Genomic DNA, 15,696 nt, shown 5'->3' on the forward strand with positions numbered 1-15,696 from the left:
CCTGCGCAGGAGGGTCAGGCGCCGATGAAGGCGGGCGGCGGCGGGCTGCCGGCCGAAACGGTGAGCACCTCATAGCCGGTGTCAGTCACGGCGATGGTGTGCTCCCACTGGGCGGACAGGGAGCGGTCCTTGGTGACGATGGTCCAGCCGTCGCCCATTTCCTTGATCTCGCGTCGGCCGGCGTTGATCATGGGCTCGATGGTGAAGACCATGCCCGGCACCAGTTCCTCCAGCGTGCCAGGGCGGCCGTAGTGCAGGACCTGCGGCTCCTCGTGAAACTTCTGGCCGATGCCGTGGCCGCAGAACTCGCGCACGATGGAGAAACCGGCGTTCTCGGCAAAGGTCTGGATGGCATGGGCGATGTCACCCAGGCGCGCGCCGGGGCGTACCTTGGCGATGCCCTTCCACATGGCCTCGTAGGTGAAGTTGCACAGGCGCTTGGCGGCGATGGAACCCTCGCCGACCACGAACATGCGGCTGGTGTCGCCGTGCCAGCCGTCCTTGATGACGGTGACGTCGATGTTGACGATGTCCCCGTTCTTCAGCGGTCGTTCATTGGGAATGCCGTGGCACACCTGATGGTTGATCGAGGTGCAGATGGACTTGGGGTAGGGCGTGTAGCCCGGCGGGCAGTAGTTCAGCGGCGCGGGCACTGCCTGCTGGACGTTGACGATGTAGTCGTGGGCCAGCTGATCCAGCTGCTCGGTGCTGACGCCGGGCTTCACATGCGGTGTCAGGTAGTCCAGCACCTCCGAGGCCAGGCGGCCGGCGATGCGCATGGCGGCGATGTCGGCCGCGCTCTTGATGGTGATCGTCATGGGGCGAAATTATGGCCGAGTCGCCCCGGCCCTGCAGGACGCAGGGCCGAAGGCCGGGCGATGGCGGTGCTCAGTCAGCCCAGGTCACCACGCCGGTCCAGGCGGTGGCCAGCACCACCAGGCCGAAGGCGATGCGGTACCAGGCGAAGGGGACGAAGCTGTGGCTGGAGATGTAGCGCAGCAACCAGCGCACGCAGATCCAGGCCGACAGGAAGGAGAACACCAGGCCAACGGCGAACAGCGGCAGGTCTGCCACCGACAGCAGGGCCCGCTCCTTGTAGAGGCTGTACAGGCCTGCGCCGATCAGGGTGGGGATGGCCAGGAAGAAGCTGAAGTCCGTGGCGGCCTTGCGCGACAGGCCCAGCAGCATGCCGCCGATGATGGTGGCACCCGAGCGGCTGGTTCCCGGGATCATGGCCAGGCACTGGACCAGGCCCACCTGCAGGGCATGCAGAGGGCTCATGTCGTCCACGTCCTTCACCCTGACGGTGCTGGCTGGGCGGCGCTCGGCCCACAAGATGATGAATCCGCCGACGATGAAGCTGCTGGCCACGATCACCGGCGTGAAGAGATGGGCCTTGATGGCCTTGCCGAACAGCAGGCCCAGAACCACCGCAGGCAGGAAGCCGATGGCGACATTGAGCACGAAGCGCCGGGCCCGTGCATCGTGCCCCAAGCTGGCCGCCGTGTCGCGCAGGCGCTGCCAGTAGACCAGGATGACGGCGAAGATGGCGCCGGTCTGGATGGCCACGTCGAAAACCTTGCTCTTGTCGTCCGTCATGCCCAGCAGCGAGCCGGTGAGGATCAGGTGGCCCGTGGAGGAAATGGGCAGGAATTCGGTCAGGCCTTCCACGATCCCCATGATCGCGGCCTTGATGAGCAGGAGAAGATCCAAGACGGGCTCCGTCGGTTCGGGCGGGAAAAGAAGCGGCGGATGATAAGCGCTCCACCCGGCAGTCTCGGGCCGGGGCACGCAAGGACTGTAAATGCCAGGTAAAACCGGGGCGTGCCTGCCTTGACCCCCGCCGGGGCAGTGCATACAGTACTGACCGGTCAGTCAGTACACCATGAGCCCTCGCAAGAACGCCACCACTGTTGCATCGCCCGCTGCGTCGTCCACCAAGGGCGGCCCGGCCCGCACGGCTCCCGCCCCCAGGCAGCGGCGCAAGGAGGCGCGTCCGCAGGAGCTGCTGGCGGCCGCGCTGGAGCTTTTCGTGGAGAAGGGCTTTGCCGCCACGCGCTCCGAGGAAGTCGCGCAACGGGCTGGCGTGTCCAAGGGCACGCTGTATCTCTACTACCCGTCCAAGGAAGAGCTTTTCAAGGCCATGGTGCGCGAGAGCCTGTCTTCCCGCATTGCCGAGGCCAGTGTGCTGATCGCGCAGTACGAGGGCCCGACGCCGGACCTGCTGCACCGCGTGATGCACATGTGGTGGACCGAGGTGGGCTTGAGCCCGGCCGGAGGCATCACCAAGATCATGATGGCGGAGGCTCGCAATTTCCCCGAGCTGGCCAGTTTTTTCCACGAGGAAGTGATTGCGCCCACCCAGGCCCTGCTGGCCCAGGTGATCCAGCGTGGCATCGACCGCGGTGAGTTCCGCCCGGTGTCCCCGATGATGACGGTGCAGGTCCTGATCGGGCCCATGCTGCACCTCGTGCTGTTCCAGCATTCCTTCGGCGCCTGCGCCCTGCACCTGCCCTGTGAGAACCCGACGGATGTGCTGGCTCTGGAAATCGACCTGCTGCTGCACGGGCTGTGTCCACGGCCTGGCGCGGGCTGAGACGCCCGCCGTCCCTGCGAACGTTCGCTCCACCCCCCTTTACGCCCCGAGTGCCATGCCCCAGTCCCGCCTGAACTGTTCTCGCCCGCAGCGCTTCCAGCAGGGGCGCCTGCACTGGTCTGTGTGGCTGCTGGTGCTGCTGGCCGCGCTGATCGCGGCTGGCGTCTATCGCGCGCGTGCGGCGCGTCAGGCGGCCCTGCCTGCAGCGGCGCCCGCCACGCCCCAACTGCGTCTGGCCGCATCAGACCTGCTGCAGGTCCAGTCCGGCCGGCTGGCTCGTTCGGTGGATGTGTCCGGGGGGCTGCGGGCCGTGGATTCGGCCGTGGTGAAGGCCAAGGTCGCGGCGGAACTCAAGTCCCTGCTCGTGCGCGAGGGCGATGCCGTCAAGGCCGGCCAGTTGCTGGGCCAACTGGACCCTGCCGAGTACGAGATGCGGCTGCGTCAGGCCGAACAGACCGCCGCCGCGGCCAAGGCTCAGTTGGACATCGCCCGTCGCAATCTGGAGAACAGTCGCGGCCTGGTGAGCCAGGGTTTCGTGTCGTCGACGGCGCTGGAGAGCGCGGTGGCCACCGAGGCCTCGGCCGCTGCCAACTGGCAGGCTTCCAGCGCCGCGGTGGACCTGGCGCGCAAGGCACTGGCGGACACCCGCCTGATCGCGCCCATCGGCGGTCAGGTGTCTCAGCGCCTGGCCCAGCCTGGCGAGCGCGTGGCCCTCGATGGCCGCATCCTGGAGATCGTCGACCTCCGTCAACTGGAGCTGGAAGCCGCCATCCCCTCCGAGAAGGCTGCCGGTCTGGCCGTGGGCCAGACCGCTCAGCTGACGGTGGACGGCCTGGCTGAGCCGGTGACGGCCCTGGTGCAGCGCATCAACCCGGCCGCCCAGAGCGGCTCGCGCGCCGTGCTGGCCTATCTGCGTCTGCCTGCTTCGCTCCCCGGGCTTCGCGCCGGGTTGTTCGCGCGCGGCAGCGTGCTGATGGACGAGCGCGAGACACTCAGCGTGCCGCTCAGTGCCGTGCGCGTGGACCGCAGCGAGCCCTATGTGATCAAGATCGTCCAAGGCAAGGAAGGGCCTGAGGCGCAGTGGCAGACGGTGGTCCTGGGCGTGCAGGGTCAGGTCTTGCGCCATGGGCGCCTGCAGGCTGCGGTGGAGCTGAAGTCGGGCGTGCAGGCCGGTGATCGCCTGCTGTCCGGCACGGCGGGCACGGTGGCGGCGGGCACGCGACTGGTGCTGCCGGGCTCGGCCCCGGCATCGGCAGCAGCTTCCACGGCCTCGCACTGAGCACGGGAGCGCCCCATGTGGTTCACCCGCGTCTCCATCCAGAACCCAGTCATGGCCACCATGGTCATGCTGGCTTTTGTCGTGCTGGGCCTGTTCAGCTACCAGCGCCTGTCGGTCGACCAGTTCCCCAATGTCGACTTCCCCACCGTGGTGATCAGCATGGACTATCCGGGCGCCTCGCCCGAGATCGTCGAGGCCGAGGTGACGAAGAAGGTGGAGGAAGCCGTCAACACAGTGGCAGGCATCAACTCGCTGTACTCGCGTTCCTACGAGGGCACCTCGGTGGTCATCGTGGAGTTCAACCTTGACATCGATGGGCGCAAGGCCGCCGATGACGTGCGCGAGAAGGTCGCCCTGATCCGCCCCAGCCTGCGCGAGGAGGTCAAGGAGCCGCGCATCTCGCGCTTTGACCCGCAGTCCGTGCCCATCTTCAACGTGGCCCTGCTGTCTGACGACGGCCGCCAGAGCCCGCAGGCGCTGACCACCTGGGCCACCCAGGTGCTGCAGAAGAAGCTGGAGAACGTGCGCGGCGTGGGCTCGGTCGCCGTGGTCGGTGGCCTGCAGCGCCAGATCCGCGTCGAGCTGCAGCCGGCGGCCATGGAGTCCCTCGGCGTGGGCGTGGACCAGATCCTTGCCGCCGTGAAGAGCGAGAACCAGGAGCTGCCCATGGGCGCCCTGCGCTCGGCCGAGCAGGAGCGGGTGGTGCAGGTCAATGCCCGCATGAAGCGGCCGGAGGACTTCGAGGCCATCGTGGTCGCGCGCAAGAACGGCTCGCCGGTCAAGCTGGCCCAGGTCGCCCGCGTGGTCGACGGCCCGCAGGAGCTGGACAGTCTGGCGCTCTACAACGGCCAGCGCACGGTGCTGCTGTCCGTGCAGAAGAGCCAGGGAGAGAACACCATCGCCGTGGTCGACGGCCTCATGGAAGCACTCAAGGAAGCGCGCAAGCTCACGCCGCCTGGCGTGCGCCTGGAGGTCAACCGCGACAACTCGCGCGGCATCCGCGTCTCGGTAGCCAACGTCAAGCGCACGCTGATCGAGGGCGCGGCGCTGACGGTGCTGATCGTCTTCCTCTTCCTGAATTCCTGGCGCTCCACGGTCATCACTGGCCTGACCCTGCCCATCGCGCTGATCGGCACCTTCCTGTTCATGTATGCCTTCGGCTTCACGATCAACACCATCACCATGATGGCGCTGAGCCTGTGCGTGGGCCTGCTGATCGACGACGCCATCGTGGTGCGGGAAAACATCGTGCGCCACGTAGCCATGGGCGTGAACCCTCGCCAGGCCGCGCTGGATGGCACGGCCGAGATCGGCCTGGCCGTGCTGGCCACCACCTTCTCCATCGTTGCGGTGTTCCTGCCCATCGGCTTCATGGGCGGCATCGTGGGCAAGTTCTTCCATGAGTTCGGCATCACCATCGTCGCGGCGGTGCTGATCTCCATGTTCGTCAGCTTCACGCTGGACCCCATGCTGTCCAGCGTCTGGCACGACCCGGCCATCCACGGCCACGGGGCAGGGCAGGACGAGCCGAAGACGTTCTACGACAAGACCCTGGGCCGCATCACCGGTGCCTTCGACCGCTTCACCGAATGGCTGTCCGATGGCTACCAGACCATCCTGGGCTGGGCCCTGCAGCACAAGGGCAAGACCCTGGCCCTGGCCCTGGCCTGCTTCCTGGGCGGCTGCACGCTGTTCGGCGTGATGGGCAAGGAGTTCGTGCCCAAGGCGGACCTCTCCGAGACCCAGGTCAACTTCTACACGCCTGTGGGCTCCTCGCTGGAGCTGACCGAGGCCCGCGCCCGCCAGGTGGACGAGGCCCTTCGCAGCCTGCCGGAGGTGCTCTACACCGTCACGACCATCAACAGCGGCTTCGCGGCTGGCAAAAATTACGGCGCCATCTATGTGCGCCTGGTCGACCGCAAGGACCGTCAGCGCAGCGTGGTCGAGATGGCCACGCCCCTGCGCCGGAAGCTGGAGCAGATCCCGGGCATCACCGTCACCAACATCGGCCAGACGGACCTGGGCGGCAGCAAGAGCCTGCAGTTCTCGCTGCAGGGGCCGGACCTGAAGGAACTGGAGCGCATCGCCAATGGCGTGATGGCCCAGATGCGCAAGATCCCCGGCCTGGTGGACCTGGACAGCACGCTCAAGGCCAACAAGCCTACGGCCTCGGTGGAGCTCAAGCGTGAAGCGCTGGCGGATGCGGGGCTCAACGTCAACGCCGTGGCCACCAGCTTGCGAACCCTGCTGGCCGGAACCACGGTGGGCAACTGGCGCGCGCCCGATGGTGAGAACTACGACGTGGTGGTGCGCCTCCCCTTGGCCCTGCGCGACAACATGGAGCAGCTCGCCGGGCTGCCGCTGAACATCGCCGCCGCGCCCGATGGCGGCAGCCGCGTGGTGCGCCTGGGTCAGGTCGCAGTCCTGAGCGAGTCCTTCGGCGCGAACCAGATCAACCGCCGCGACATGAACCGCGAGATCAACATCGACGCCAATGCCCTGGGCCGCAGCGCCGGCGAGATCTCGGCCGACATTCAGAAGATCCTGCAGGCCACGCCCATGCCGCCCGGCTACCGCTACAGCTTTGGCGGCTCGACCAAGAACATGACCGAGTCCTTCCAGTACGCCGTGGGCGCCCTGGCCCTGGCCATCGTGTTCATCTACATGATCCTGGCCAGCCAGTTCAAGAGCTTTCTGCAGCCCCTGGCGCTGATGACCTCGCTGCCGCTGACGCTGATCGGCGTGGCCGTGGCCCTGATCAGCTTCAACTCCACGCTGAACATGTTTTCGGTGATCGGCATTGTGATGCTCATGGGCCTGGTGACCAAGAATGCCATCCTGCTGATTGACTTCGCCATCCGCTCCCGCGAGGGCGTGCATGCGCATGGCGTGGATGCCGAGCCCATGACGCGCGAGCAGGCCCTGCTGCACGCCGCGCGCGTGCGACTGCGCCCCATCCTGATGACGACGCTGGCCATGGTCTTCGGCATGGTGCCGCTGGCCTTTGCCATGTCCGAGGGCTCGGAGCAGCGCGCGCCCATGGGGCAGGCGGTGATAGGGGGGGTCATCACGTCCTCGCTGCTGACCCTGGTGGTGGTGCCTGTGGTCTATTGCCTGCTCGATGACCTGGCGCAATGGGCGCGGCGCCGCTGGCGTGGTGCCTCGGCCTCAAGCCCAGAGGTCACCCCCTCGTCCGGGAAATAGAATGCCCGGGTCGCGCCGGAAGCCCCGGCGCCCCTTCCTGATGAAACGCCGAGCATTGCCATGAATTTCGAACAAGCCCGCTTCAACATGATCGAACAGCAGATCCGCCCCTGGGATGTGCTGGACGCGAGCGTCCTGGCCCTGCTGAGCAGCGTCCGGCGCGAGGACTTCGTGCCTGCCGAGCTGCGCACCCTGGCCTTCACTGATACCGAATTGCCTCTGGGCGGCGCGCGCCGTGCGCTGGCGCCCCGCGTAGAGGCCCGCCTGCTGCAGGAAATGCAGCTGCAGCGCAGCGACAAGGTGCTGGAGATTGGCACAGGCATGGCTTACCTGACCGCCATGATGGGCCATAAGGCTCAGGCCGTGGTGAGTCTGGAATCGGATGCAGGCCTCGCCCGTGCAGCCGCCGAGAAGCTGCGCCGCGCCGGCCTGAGCAATGTGCAGGTGCGTGAGGCCGACGGCCGCCAGGGCGCCCCTGGCGAGGCACCGTTTGACGTCATCGTGCTGTCCGGCTCCGTGGCCGAGCTGCCGCAGACCCTGCTGGCCCAGCTCAAGGTGGGTGGACGCCTGCTGGGCATTGTTGGCGAGGAACCCATGATGCGCGCCGTGCTGGTGCGCCGCCTGGGTGAGCAGGAATTCCAGACCACCGAGCTGTTCGATACCGTGGCCCAGCGTCTGCCAGGCTTCGAGTCGCGCCCGGCCTTCTCCTTCTGAGTGGCATGGCCTGGCAACTCCCCCCCACGGAATTCTCGGCCTGGCTGGCCGAGGTGGCGCCTCAAGGGCGCCCGTTGCTGCTGGACGTCCGCGAGGACTGGGAGGTGTCGCAGGTCGCCCTGCAGCAGGAGGGGATGGACTGGCTGCACATCCCCATGAATGAGGTGCCGACCCGCCTGGGGGAGCTGGAGGCCGGGCGGGCCATCGTCTGTTATTGCCATCACGGGGTGCGAAGTCTGCAGGTCGTCGCATTTCTATCGGCCAGGGGCTTCGATTCCGTCTATAACCTCGCCGGCGGCATCGACGCCTGGTCCGTGCAGGTGGACCCCTCGTTGCCTCGATACTGATTTCCTACCGAACAACCATCAAAACCATTGCTGCAAGGAAGCTTCATGGCTGCTGATCATCGACTCTCTTCCTCTTTGCGTCCGCGCGCCAGCGTCCTGGCCGCCACCCTGGGCCTGTTGTTCGGTGGGGTGTCGATGGCCCAGGCCCAGAGCCTGCAGGAGCTCTATGACGCAGCCCGCGCCTATGACGCCACCTACCTGGCCGCGCGCGCCCAGGCCGAGTCGGCCGAATTCAAGGCCGGGCAGGCTGATGCGCTGGGCCGGCCCACGCTCGGTGCCGGCGCCAGCATCCACCAGACGCAGACCCGCACCCCCAGCTATGGCACGTTGACGGCCGCTGGCCCGGCGACGGTGCCGGCCGCCACGCAGAACTCCACGGCCACGCAACTTGGGCTCAGCGCCAAGTACGCGGTCTACAACCGCGGCAATGCCGTCACCATCGAGCAGGCCCAGCGCGGCCTGGGCGTGGCCCGCGCTGATCTTGAATCCGCCGAGCAGGACCTGATCGTCCGCGTGGCGCAGGCCTATTTCGATGTGCTGAACGCCCGCGACACCCTGGCCACCGCCCAGGGCAACAAGAAGGCCGTGGCCGAGCAATTGGCCTCGGCCAAGCGGAACTTCGAGGTGGGTACCGCCACCATCACCGACACCCGCGAGGCCCAGGCCCGCTATGACCTGGCCACGGCTCAGGAGCTGGCCGCAGACAACGATCTGCGCGTCAAGCAGGTGACGCTGGATCAGATCGTCGGCCGCGTGGGCGTCGACCCCAAGCCCATGGCCCAGCCCGTGGCCCTGCCGGCCCTGCCGTCTGACCAGGTCGAAACCTGGGTGAGTCAGTCCGAACAGCATCCGGTGATCCGCAAGGCCCAGCTCGGCCTGGAGGTCGCCCGCCTGGAGATCGAGAAGGCCAAGGCCGCCAACGGCCCGACGGTGGAAGCCAATGGCTCGCTGGGCGTGATCAACAATCGCGGTGACACGCCGATCCCCGGCAGCACCCGCCAGGCCAAGGTGGGGCTGGAGCTCAACATCCCGCTGTACACCGGTGGCTACAACGACAACCGCATCAAGGAAACGCTGAAGCTGGAAGAGAAGTCGCGTAACGATCTCGACTTCGCCCGCCGCAGCATTGCCGAGGCCACCAAGCGTGCCTTCTTCGGCGTGCAGTCTCTGCGCGCCCAGGTCAAGGCCTATGAAGCGGCCGAGGCCTCCACCAAGCTGGCCCTGGAAGCGACGCAACTGGGCTACAAGCTGGGCGTGCGGGTCAACCTGGACGTGCTGAACGCCCAGACCCAGCTCTTCTCCACCCAGCGCGACCTGGCCAAGGCCCGCTACGACGTGGTGCTCAACAGCCTCAAGCTTCGCCAGGCTTCGGGCCAGCTGCGACCGGAGGACCTGGCCACCGTCAACGCCCTGCTGGCCAAGTAATCGTCACGGGCGCAGCCCGGCAGCATCACCCAGGGCCCGCTGTCTTGCGCAGCGGGCCTTGTCATTGGCACTGCGACACAATGAGGGGCATCACCTGACCCCGCCTGAACGCCCACCGATCCATGCTGTTCCTGCTATCGCCTGCGAAATCCCTGGACTACGACAGCCCGGTCTCGCCGGCCGTTGACGCCCTGGCCACCGAGCCACAGTTCATCCCTGATTCCATTGCCCTGATCGAGGTGCTGCGCCGACAGTCGCAGGCGGACATCGCGCGGCTGATGGATCTCTCTGACGCGCTGTCTGCCCTCAACGTGGCGCGCTACCAGGCCTGGGCGCCGCGCTTCACGCCCCAGAACAGCAAGCCGGCCCTGCTGGCCTTCAACGGCGATGTCTACGACGGCCTGGATGCCAAGAGCCTGAGCTTGAATCAGTTGCGCTGGGCACAGGACCATGTACTGATTCTTTCCGGCCTTTACGGCGTGCTGAGGCCCCTGGATCGCATGCAGGCCTACCGCCTGGAAATGGGCACCCGCCTGGCCACGTCACGGGGGCGTAACCTGTACGCCTTCTGGGGTGACCGCATCGCCGAGCACCTCAATGCCCGGGCCGCTGCCTCGCATGTGCCGGTGATCGTCAATCTGGCTTCGCAGGAATACTTCAAGGCCGCGGATCGCAAGGTGCTGCATCCGCGTGTGATCGACTGCCAGTTCGAGGACTGGAAGGGCAATGGCTACAAGATCATCAGCTTCTTCGCCAAGCGCGCTCGAGGCCTGATGGCCCGCTTCTGCATCGAGCAGGGCGTGGATCGCCCCGAGGGGCTGAAGGATTTTGCCGTGGACGACTATGCCTTCGCCGCCGAGGCCTCCTCGCCGGAGTGCCTGGTGTTCCGCCGCAGGCGCTGAATCAAGGGGAGCAAGGAGAGGACGATGGGGCAGGCAGCATCTCCCGAGTTGTGCCGCTGGATCACCGAGCAGATCCGCGCCGGCGTGTCCGGCGACAAGATCCTGCAGGCCATGGTGCAGAGCGGCTGGGACGAGAAGGTGGCGAAGACGGCGTTCGCGCAGGTCTTTCAGGCCCATCAGAAGGAGGAAGCCCGGCGCGCCGGCAAACCCTTCAGCGATGCCTTGCCCGAACCGGACCTGGCGGGGCAGCCCACGGTGATCCGCGCCCTGGACCGTGATGTCAAAGTGCTGCTGACCCTGGCCCATCCCCGCGTCGTGCTGTTCGGCGAGCTGCTCTCGCATGAAGAGTGCGACGCGCTGGTCGCCTTCAGCCGTGACCGTCTCAGCCGCTCGGAGACGGTGGCGGTGAAGGTCGATGGCAGCGAGGTCAACACCGCGCGCACCAGCGACGGCATGTTCTTCGAGCGCGGAGAGAACGAGCTGTGCACCCGCATCGAGGCCCGCATCGCCGCCCTGCTGAACTGGCCGGTGGAGAACGGCGAAGGCCTGCAGGTGCTGCGCTACAAGCCGGGTGCCGAGTACCTGCCGCACTACGACTACTTCGACCCCTACCACGCCAGCACGCCCTCCATCCTGCAGCGGGGTGGGCAGCGCGTGGGCACCCTCGTGATGTATCTCAATACGCCGCGCCGCGGCGGTGGCACTATCTTTCCGGACAGTCACCTGGAAGTGGCACCAGTGAAGGGCAATGCCGTGTTCTTCAGCTACGGTCAGCCCGATCCCTCGACCCTCACCTTGCACGGCGGCTCGCCGGTGCTGGAAGGGGAGAAATGGGTGGCAACAAAATGGCTGCGTCAAGGCGTGTTCGAATGAAGAGCACGGCTTAGACTTCGCAGCAGTCCCTCGATTGGAATCCCGCACATGAAAAGCATCCTGACCCTCAGTCTTGCCAGCCTGCTGGCGCTGCCGGCCCTGGCTCAGCAAGCCCAGGGCATCGTGCAGCCAGCAGCCCCCTTGGTGACGCCGCAGCCGGCCGTGGCCCCTGCCGTGGCCGGCCAGCCCCTTCAGCAGCAGGCCGTTCAGCCGCCCGTGGTGAAGACCAAGAAGGCTCACAAGAAGTCGGCTGCCGCCGGCAAGAAGTCCAGCAAGAAGGTCAGCAAGAAGACCGCTGGCAAGCCACACAAGGCTGGCGCGCACGCCAAGGTGAAGGCCAGCCACAAGCGCGGCAAGTCCATGCATTGAAGCCCGCCCGGCGCGCACCGCGCCGCGCCCGACATCAACCGCCGATCCGCACCCGGGTCAGGCGGTTTTTTCTTGCATGCGCCCAGGCCCGTTCAGCGCTGCAGCGGCAAGTGGCTTTGCTTCAACTGCCGCAGCACGAAGCTGGACTTGCTGTGCCGGATGCCGGGGATCTTGTAGAGCCGCTCACGCAGCAGGCGTTCGTAGTCCCGCGTATCGGCCACGGCGATGCGCACGTAGTAGTCGTAGTCGCCCGAGACCAGGAAGGCTTCCAGCACCTCGGGGATCTGCTCCAGAGCCCGGCCAAATTCGAAGAGGGCTTCGTCCGAGTGACTGTCCAGGGTCACGTGCACGATGACCGTATCCCCCAGGCCCACGGCTGCTGGGTTCACCCGCACAGCATAGCCCTCGATCACGCCGGCCTGCTCCATGCGCTTGATCCGTGTCCAGCAGGGCGAGGTGCTGAGACCCACAGCCTGGCTGATGTCCTGCAGGCTCTTGCGGGCGTCCTTCTGCAGTTCGGAGAGGATGGCGATATCGAATTTGTCCAGCTTCATTCTTAAATTCTCTCTTCTGGAAGAAAGATTTGCTGAATATAGCCTTTGATGGCAAAAATTCAGAAAGTATTCCCGGGGGCCCTGTCCGACACTGGCAGCATGAATGCTCCGCTCGCCTCTGCCTGCCTCCTGCCTGCTGCCGCGCCTGCGCCTGCGCCTGCGCCAATCCCTGCCTTCAATGGTGCGGCGGCTCTGATCGAGACCCTGTTGAGCCTGGGTGTGGACACCGTCTTCGGCTATCCGGGCGGCGCCGTCCTGCCGCTCTACGACGCCCTGCACGCCCAGCCTCGCCTGCGCCATGTGCTGGTGCGTCACGAGCAGGCCGCCGTGCACGCGGCCGAGGGCTATGCGCGCACGACAGGGCGGGTGGGCGTGGTCTTTGTGACCTCGGGCCCCGGCATGAGCAACACCACGACGGGGCTGCTGGACGCGCTGTGCGACTCCATCCCCGTGCTGTGTATCAGTGGCCAGGTGGCCACCACCGCCATCGGCACCGATGCCTTCCAGGAGTGCGATGCCCTTGGCATCTCGCGCTCGGTCACCAAGTGGAACCACCAGATCCGCAGCGCCGAGGCCATCAGTGCGGCGGTGGTGAAGGCGCATGCCGTGGCCCTGGGTGGTCGGCCCGGCCCCGTGCTGCTGGACTTCCCCAAGGACGTGCAGCTGACGCCGCTACCGCACTGGCTCGGGCCGGCCCGCAGTGCCCTGTGGCGACCAGAGCAAGCGCCTGCGCAGCCTCTGGCACCGGTTGACCCGGCCGAGGTGCAGGCCGCGCTGGACCTGCTGCTGGAGGCTCGGCGCCCCGTCTTTTACGGTGGCGGGGGGCTGATCAATGCTGGTCCGGCCGCCTGCGATCGCTTTGCTGCGCTGGTGCGTGCCACAGCGGCGCCGTGCACGCTGACCCTGCTGGGCCTGGGCGCCTTCCCGGCCCAGGACCCGCAGAGTCTTGGCATGCTGGGCATGCACGGCACCCTGGAGGCCAATCTGGCCATGCATGAGTCGGACCTGGTGGTGTGCGTGGGCGCCCGTTTCGATGACCGCGTCACTGGCCGCCTGCAGGGCTTTTGCCCGCAGGCGCGCATCGTGCACCTGGACATCGACCCGCGCTCGCTCAACAAGGTTGTCAAGGCCGATGTGGCCCTGCTGGGTGACTGTGGCGAGAGCCTGGATCTGCTGCTGCAGGGCTGGCTCACGCGTCAGCCGGGAAGCCCTGAGACCCGGCGGGAGCGCCTTGCGCCCTGGTGGGCCCGCATCGCTCGCTGGCAGGCCCGGCAGTGCCTGAATTTCGAGGACAGGTCGGACGCCATCCTGCCCCAGGCCTTGATGCAAACCCTGCAGCGGCAGTTGCGCGCGCAGGCAACTGCCCGGGGGCGTGAACCCATCGTTGCGACGGATGTGGGCCAGCACCAGATGTGGGCCGCGCAATACCTGGCCCCGGCCGCGCCGGGCCGTTGGCTCAGCTCCGGCGGGGCGGGCACCATGGGCTTCGGCTTGCCGGCGGCCATCGGGGCGCAGGTGGCGCATCCGCAGGCGCTGGTGGTGTGCGTCAGCGGCGATGCCTCGGTGCTGATGAACATCCAGGAGCTGTCCACCGCGGTGCAGCACCGCACGCCGGTCAAGCTGGTGCTGTCCAACAATGGCTATATGGGCATGGTGAGGCAGTGGCAGCAACTGATCCACGGCAACCGCCTGAGCCACAGCTACACCGAGGCGCTGCCCGACTTCGTGGCCCTGGCGCGAGCCTTTGGCTGGCAGGCGCGCCGCGTCACCGAGCGGGCGGAGCTGGACGAGGCGCTGGCCGAATGTCTGACCTCGGACGGCCCCTTCTTCCTGGACGTGGCGGTGGCGGCGCAGGAGAACTGCTTCCCCATGATCCCGGCTGGCGCCGCCCACAACGAGATCTGGCTGGGGGAGGGGCGGCGCTGGGATGAGCCCACGAACTGCTGACCCCGCCTGCATCAAGCCAGGGCAGGGGCGCTTGACTTACCATTGCGCCCCATGACGATCAATGCCGACCCCCAAGAGCTGGCCAAATTCGGCGAGCTGGCCCATCGCTGGTGGGACCCAGAGAGCGAATTCAAGCCGCTGCACCAGATCAACCCCCTGCGCCTGGCCTGGATTGACAGCCTCTGCCCCCTGGCAGGACTCAAGGTGCTGGACGTGGGCTGCGGCGGCGGCATCCTGACGGATTCCCTGGCGCGCAAGGGCGCCGAGGCCCTGGGCATCGACCTGGCGACCAAGGCCCTGCGCGTGGCCCAACTGCATGCCATGGAAGCCGGCACGCCCAATGTCAGCTACCAGGAGATCGCCGTCGAGGAGCTGGCCGCGCAGCGTCCGGGCGAATTTGATGCCGTCACCTGCATGGAGATGCTTGAGCACGTGCCCGATCCAGCCTCGGTGGTCCGGGCCCTGTCCACCTTGGTGAAGCCGGGCGGTTGGGTGTTCATGTCCACCCTGAATCGCAACTTCAAGAGCTTTTTGCTGGCCATCGTGGGCGCGGAGTACGTGCTCAAGATGCTGCCCGCCGGCACCCATGAGTACGCCCGTTTCATCAAGCCCGCCGAGCTGGCCCGCATGGCCCGTGAAGCTGGCCTGGAGCTGCACAGCAGCAAGGGCCTGAGCTACAACCCCTTCACCCAGCGCTACAGCTTGGGCAGCGACACCGACGTGAACTACCTGTTCGCGTTGCGCCGTCCGGCGTGAGCGACCAGGCCATGGACAGTTGCAGGAGCCCCGACCTGGGCGCCGCGCTGCAGACCCGTCTGGCCGGCCTGCGCGCCGTGCTGTTCGATCTGGACGGCACGCTGATCGACAGCGCTCCCGACCTGGCTGGCGCCGCCAACGAACTGCGTGCCGCCCGCGGCCTGCCGCCGCTGGACTACGCCCTGCTGCGCCCCATGGTGGGCGCCGGTGCGCGCGGCATGTTGGCCGTCTCCCTGCAGGTGACGCCGACGCATGTGGAGTTTGAGCCCTTGCGCGCCGATTTCCTGGCGCGCTACGAGGCCCGCATGCTGCAGGAGACGGCGGTCTTTGAGCAGATCCACCCCTTGCTGGAGGCGCTGGAGCAGGCCGCCATGCCCTGGGGCATCGTGACCAACAAGGCCGAGCGTTTTGCGCTGCCGGTGACCGAGGGCCTGGGCCTGGCGGCCCGTGCGGGCACCGTGATCGGCGGAGACACCACGCCGCACGCCAAGCCGCATCCGGCGCCTCTGCTGGAAGCCGCCCGCCGTTTGGGTGTGGCGCCCGAGCAGTGCGCCTATGTGGGCGACGACGAACGAGACATCGTGGCTGGCCGCGCCGCAGGCATGATCACCGTTGCCGTGGCCTGGGGCTATCTCGGGCAGGGCGAGCCCATCGAGGCCTGGGGTGCAGATTTCATCGTTCAGACGCCGGATGCCCTCTTGAAGTCTCTGCAACTGGCATAATCTGAAGT

Annotated in this window: 15 protein-coding genes; 12 read left to right on the forward strand and 3 right to left on the reverse strand. The window is 67.0% G+C overall.

Going from position 1 to position 15,696, the window contains the following annotated elements:
- Positions 1 to 14: 14 nt before the first annotated feature.
- Positions 15 to 818 carry a type I methionyl aminopeptidase gene (gene map, locus ACS5PK_RS08170; RefSeq protein ID WP_439439741.1) on the reverse strand — a complete coding sequence of 268 codons (804 nt, stop codon included), beginning with the start codon at positions 816 to 818 and terminating at the stop codon, positions 15 to 17.
- A 70-nt stretch (positions 819 to 888) separates the two neighbouring features.
- Positions 889 to 1,713 (reverse strand): undecaprenyl-diphosphate phosphatase, encoded by an 825-nt coding sequence (locus ACS5PK_RS08175; protein WP_439439742.1) that lies wholly within the window; start codon positions 1,711 to 1,713, stop codon positions 889 to 891.
- A gap of 172 nt (positions 1,714 to 1,885) precedes the next feature.
- Between ACS5PK_RS08175 and ACS5PK_RS08180 the strand changes: the two genes are divergently transcribed.
- From ACS5PK_RS08180 to ACS5PK_RS08220, 9 genes are all read left to right on the forward strand, one after another.
- Positions 1,886 to 2,596 (forward strand): TetR/AcrR family transcriptional regulator, encoded by a 711-nt coding sequence (locus ACS5PK_RS08180; RefSeq protein WP_439439743.1) that lies wholly within the window; start codon positions 1,886 to 1,888, stop codon positions 2,594 to 2,596.
- Between the two features lie 55 nt (positions 2,597 to 2,651).
- Positions 2,652 to 3,875 (forward strand): efflux RND transporter periplasmic adaptor subunit, encoded by a 1,224-nt coding sequence (locus ACS5PK_RS08185; protein ID WP_439439744.1) that lies wholly within the window; start codon positions 2,652 to 2,654, stop codon positions 3,873 to 3,875.
- A gap of 15 nt (positions 3,876 to 3,890) precedes the next feature.
- Positions 3,891 to 7,079 carry an efflux RND transporter permease subunit gene (locus ACS5PK_RS08190; RefSeq protein ID WP_439439745.1) on the forward strand — a complete coding sequence of 1,063 codons (3,189 nt, stop codon included), beginning with the start codon at positions 3,891 to 3,893 and terminating at the stop codon, positions 7,077 to 7,079.
- A 60-nt stretch (positions 7,080 to 7,139) separates the two neighbouring features.
- On the forward strand, positions 7,140 to 7,793 hold the full coding sequence (locus tag ACS5PK_RS08195; RefSeq protein ID WP_439439746.1) for a protein-L-isoaspartate O-methyltransferase family protein: 654 nt from the start codon (positions 7,140 to 7,142) through the stop codon (positions 7,791 to 7,793).
- A 5-nt stretch (positions 7,794 to 7,798) separates the two neighbouring features.
- Complete coding sequence (locus tag ACS5PK_RS08200; RefSeq protein ID WP_439439747.1) at positions 7,799 to 8,140, forward strand: rhodanese-like domain-containing protein; 342 nt, start codon at positions 7,799 to 7,801, stop codon at positions 8,138 to 8,140.
- Positions 8,141 to 8,185: 45 nt separating this feature from the next.
- Positions 8,186 to 9,565 (forward strand): TolC family outer membrane protein, encoded by a 1,380-nt coding sequence (locus tag ACS5PK_RS08205; protein ID WP_439439748.1) that lies wholly within the window; start codon positions 8,186 to 8,188, stop codon positions 9,563 to 9,565.
- Between the two features lie 122 nt (positions 9,566 to 9,687).
- Positions 9,688 to 10,467 carry a peroxide stress protein YaaA gene (gene yaaA, locus ACS5PK_RS08210; protein ID WP_439439749.1) on the forward strand — a complete coding sequence of 260 codons (780 nt, stop codon included), beginning with the start codon at positions 9,688 to 9,690 and terminating at the stop codon, positions 10,465 to 10,467.
- 24 nt (positions 10,468 to 10,491) lie between these two features.
- Positions 10,492 to 11,340, forward strand: coding sequence for a 2OG-Fe(II) oxygenase (locus ACS5PK_RS08215; protein WP_439439750.1), 849 nt, complete (start codon positions 10,492 to 10,494; stop codon positions 11,338 to 11,340).
- 48 nt (positions 11,341 to 11,388) lie between these two features.
- On the forward strand, positions 11,389 to 11,709 hold the full coding sequence (locus ACS5PK_RS08220; protein ID WP_439439751.1) for a hypothetical protein: 321 nt from the start codon (positions 11,389 to 11,391) through the stop codon (positions 11,707 to 11,709).
- A 92-nt stretch (positions 11,710 to 11,801) separates the two neighbouring features.
- On the opposite strand, the gene ACS5PK_RS08225 is transcribed toward ACS5PK_RS08220, so the two are convergent.
- Positions 11,802 to 12,263 carry an Lrp/AsnC family transcriptional regulator gene (locus ACS5PK_RS08225; protein ID WP_439439752.1) on the reverse strand — a complete coding sequence of 154 codons (462 nt, stop codon included), beginning with the start codon at positions 12,261 to 12,263 and terminating at the stop codon, positions 11,802 to 11,804.
- Between the two features lie 99 nt (positions 12,264 to 12,362).
- On the opposite strand from ACS5PK_RS08225, the gene ilvB reads away from it, so the two are divergent.
- From ilvB to gph, 3 genes are read left to right on the forward strand one after another with little or no spacing between them, the layout of a single operon-like run.
- Entirely contained in the window at positions 12,363 to 14,210 is a 1,848-nt protein-coding gene (ilvB, locus tag ACS5PK_RS08230; RefSeq protein ID WP_439439753.1) for a biosynthetic-type acetolactate synthase large subunit, read from the forward strand.
- A 51-nt stretch (positions 14,211 to 14,261) separates the two neighbouring features.
- Entirely contained in the window at positions 14,262 to 14,966 is a 705-nt protein-coding gene (gene ubiG / locus ACS5PK_RS08235; RefSeq protein WP_439439754.1) for a bifunctional 2-polyprenyl-6-hydroxyphenol methylase/3-demethylubiquinol 3-O-methyltransferase UbiG, read from the forward strand.
- Between the two features lie 11 nt (positions 14,967 to 14,977).
- Positions 14,978 to 15,688 (forward strand): phosphoglycolate phosphatase, encoded by a 711-nt coding sequence (gph, locus tag ACS5PK_RS08240; RefSeq protein ID WP_439439755.1) that lies wholly within the window; start codon positions 14,978 to 14,980, stop codon positions 15,686 to 15,688.
- The last annotated feature ends 8 nt before the right edge of the window (positions 15,689 to 15,696 follow it).

Origin of the sequence: Roseateles sp. DB2 (assembly GCF_051857535.1) — a bacterium.
In the GTDB taxonomy this organism is placed as follows: domain Bacteria; phylum Pseudomonadota; class Gammaproteobacteria; order Burkholderiales; family Burkholderiaceae_C; genus Roseateles_B.

Coding starts and splice junctions, on each gene's coding strand:
- map (WP_439439741.1), bottom strand. CDS start 818: ATGACGATCACCATCAAGAGCGCGGCCGACATCGCCGCCATGCGCATC.
- ACS5PK_RS08180 (WP_439439743.1), top strand. CDS start 1,886: ATGAGCCCTCGCAAGAACGCCACCACTGTTGCATCGCCCGCTGCGTCG.
- ACS5PK_RS08185 (WP_439439744.1), top strand. CDS start 2,652: ATGCCCCAGTCCCGCCTGAACTGTTCTCGCCCGCAGCGCTTCCAGCAG.
- ACS5PK_RS08190 (WP_439439745.1), top strand. CDS start 3,891: ATGTGGTTCACCCGCGTCTCCATCCAGAACCCAGTCATGGCCACCATG.
- ACS5PK_RS08195 (WP_439439746.1), top strand. CDS start 7,140: ATGAATTTCGAACAAGCCCGCTTCAACATGATCGAACAGCAGATCCGC.
- ACS5PK_RS08200 (WP_439439747.1), top strand. CDS start 7,799: ATGGCCTGGCAACTCCCCCCCACGGAATTCTCGGCCTGGCTGGCCGAG.
- ACS5PK_RS08205 (WP_439439748.1), top strand. CDS start 8,186: ATGGCTGCTGATCATCGACTCTCTTCCTCTTTGCGTCCGCGCGCCAGC.
- yaaA (WP_439439749.1), top strand. CDS start 9,688: ATGCTGTTCCTGCTATCGCCTGCGAAATCCCTGGACTACGACAGCCCG.
- ACS5PK_RS08215 (WP_439439750.1), top strand. CDS start 10,492: ATGGGGCAGGCAGCATCTCCCGAGTTGTGCCGCTGGATCACCGAGCAG.
- ACS5PK_RS08220 (WP_439439751.1), top strand. CDS start 11,389: ATGAAAAGCATCCTGACCCTCAGTCTTGCCAGCCTGCTGGCGCTGCCG.
- ACS5PK_RS08225 (WP_439439752.1), bottom strand. CDS start 12,263: ATGAAGCTGGACAAATTCGATATCGCCATCCTCTCCGAACTGCAGAAG.
- ilvB (WP_439439753.1), top strand. CDS start 12,363: ATGAATGCTCCGCTCGCCTCTGCCTGCCTCCTGCCTGCTGCCGCGCCT.
- ubiG (WP_439439754.1), top strand. CDS start 14,262: ATGACGATCAATGCCGACCCCCAAGAGCTGGCCAAATTCGGCGAGCTG.
- gph (WP_439439755.1), top strand. CDS start 14,978: ATGGACAGTTGCAGGAGCCCCGACCTGGGCGCCGCGCTGCAGACCCGT.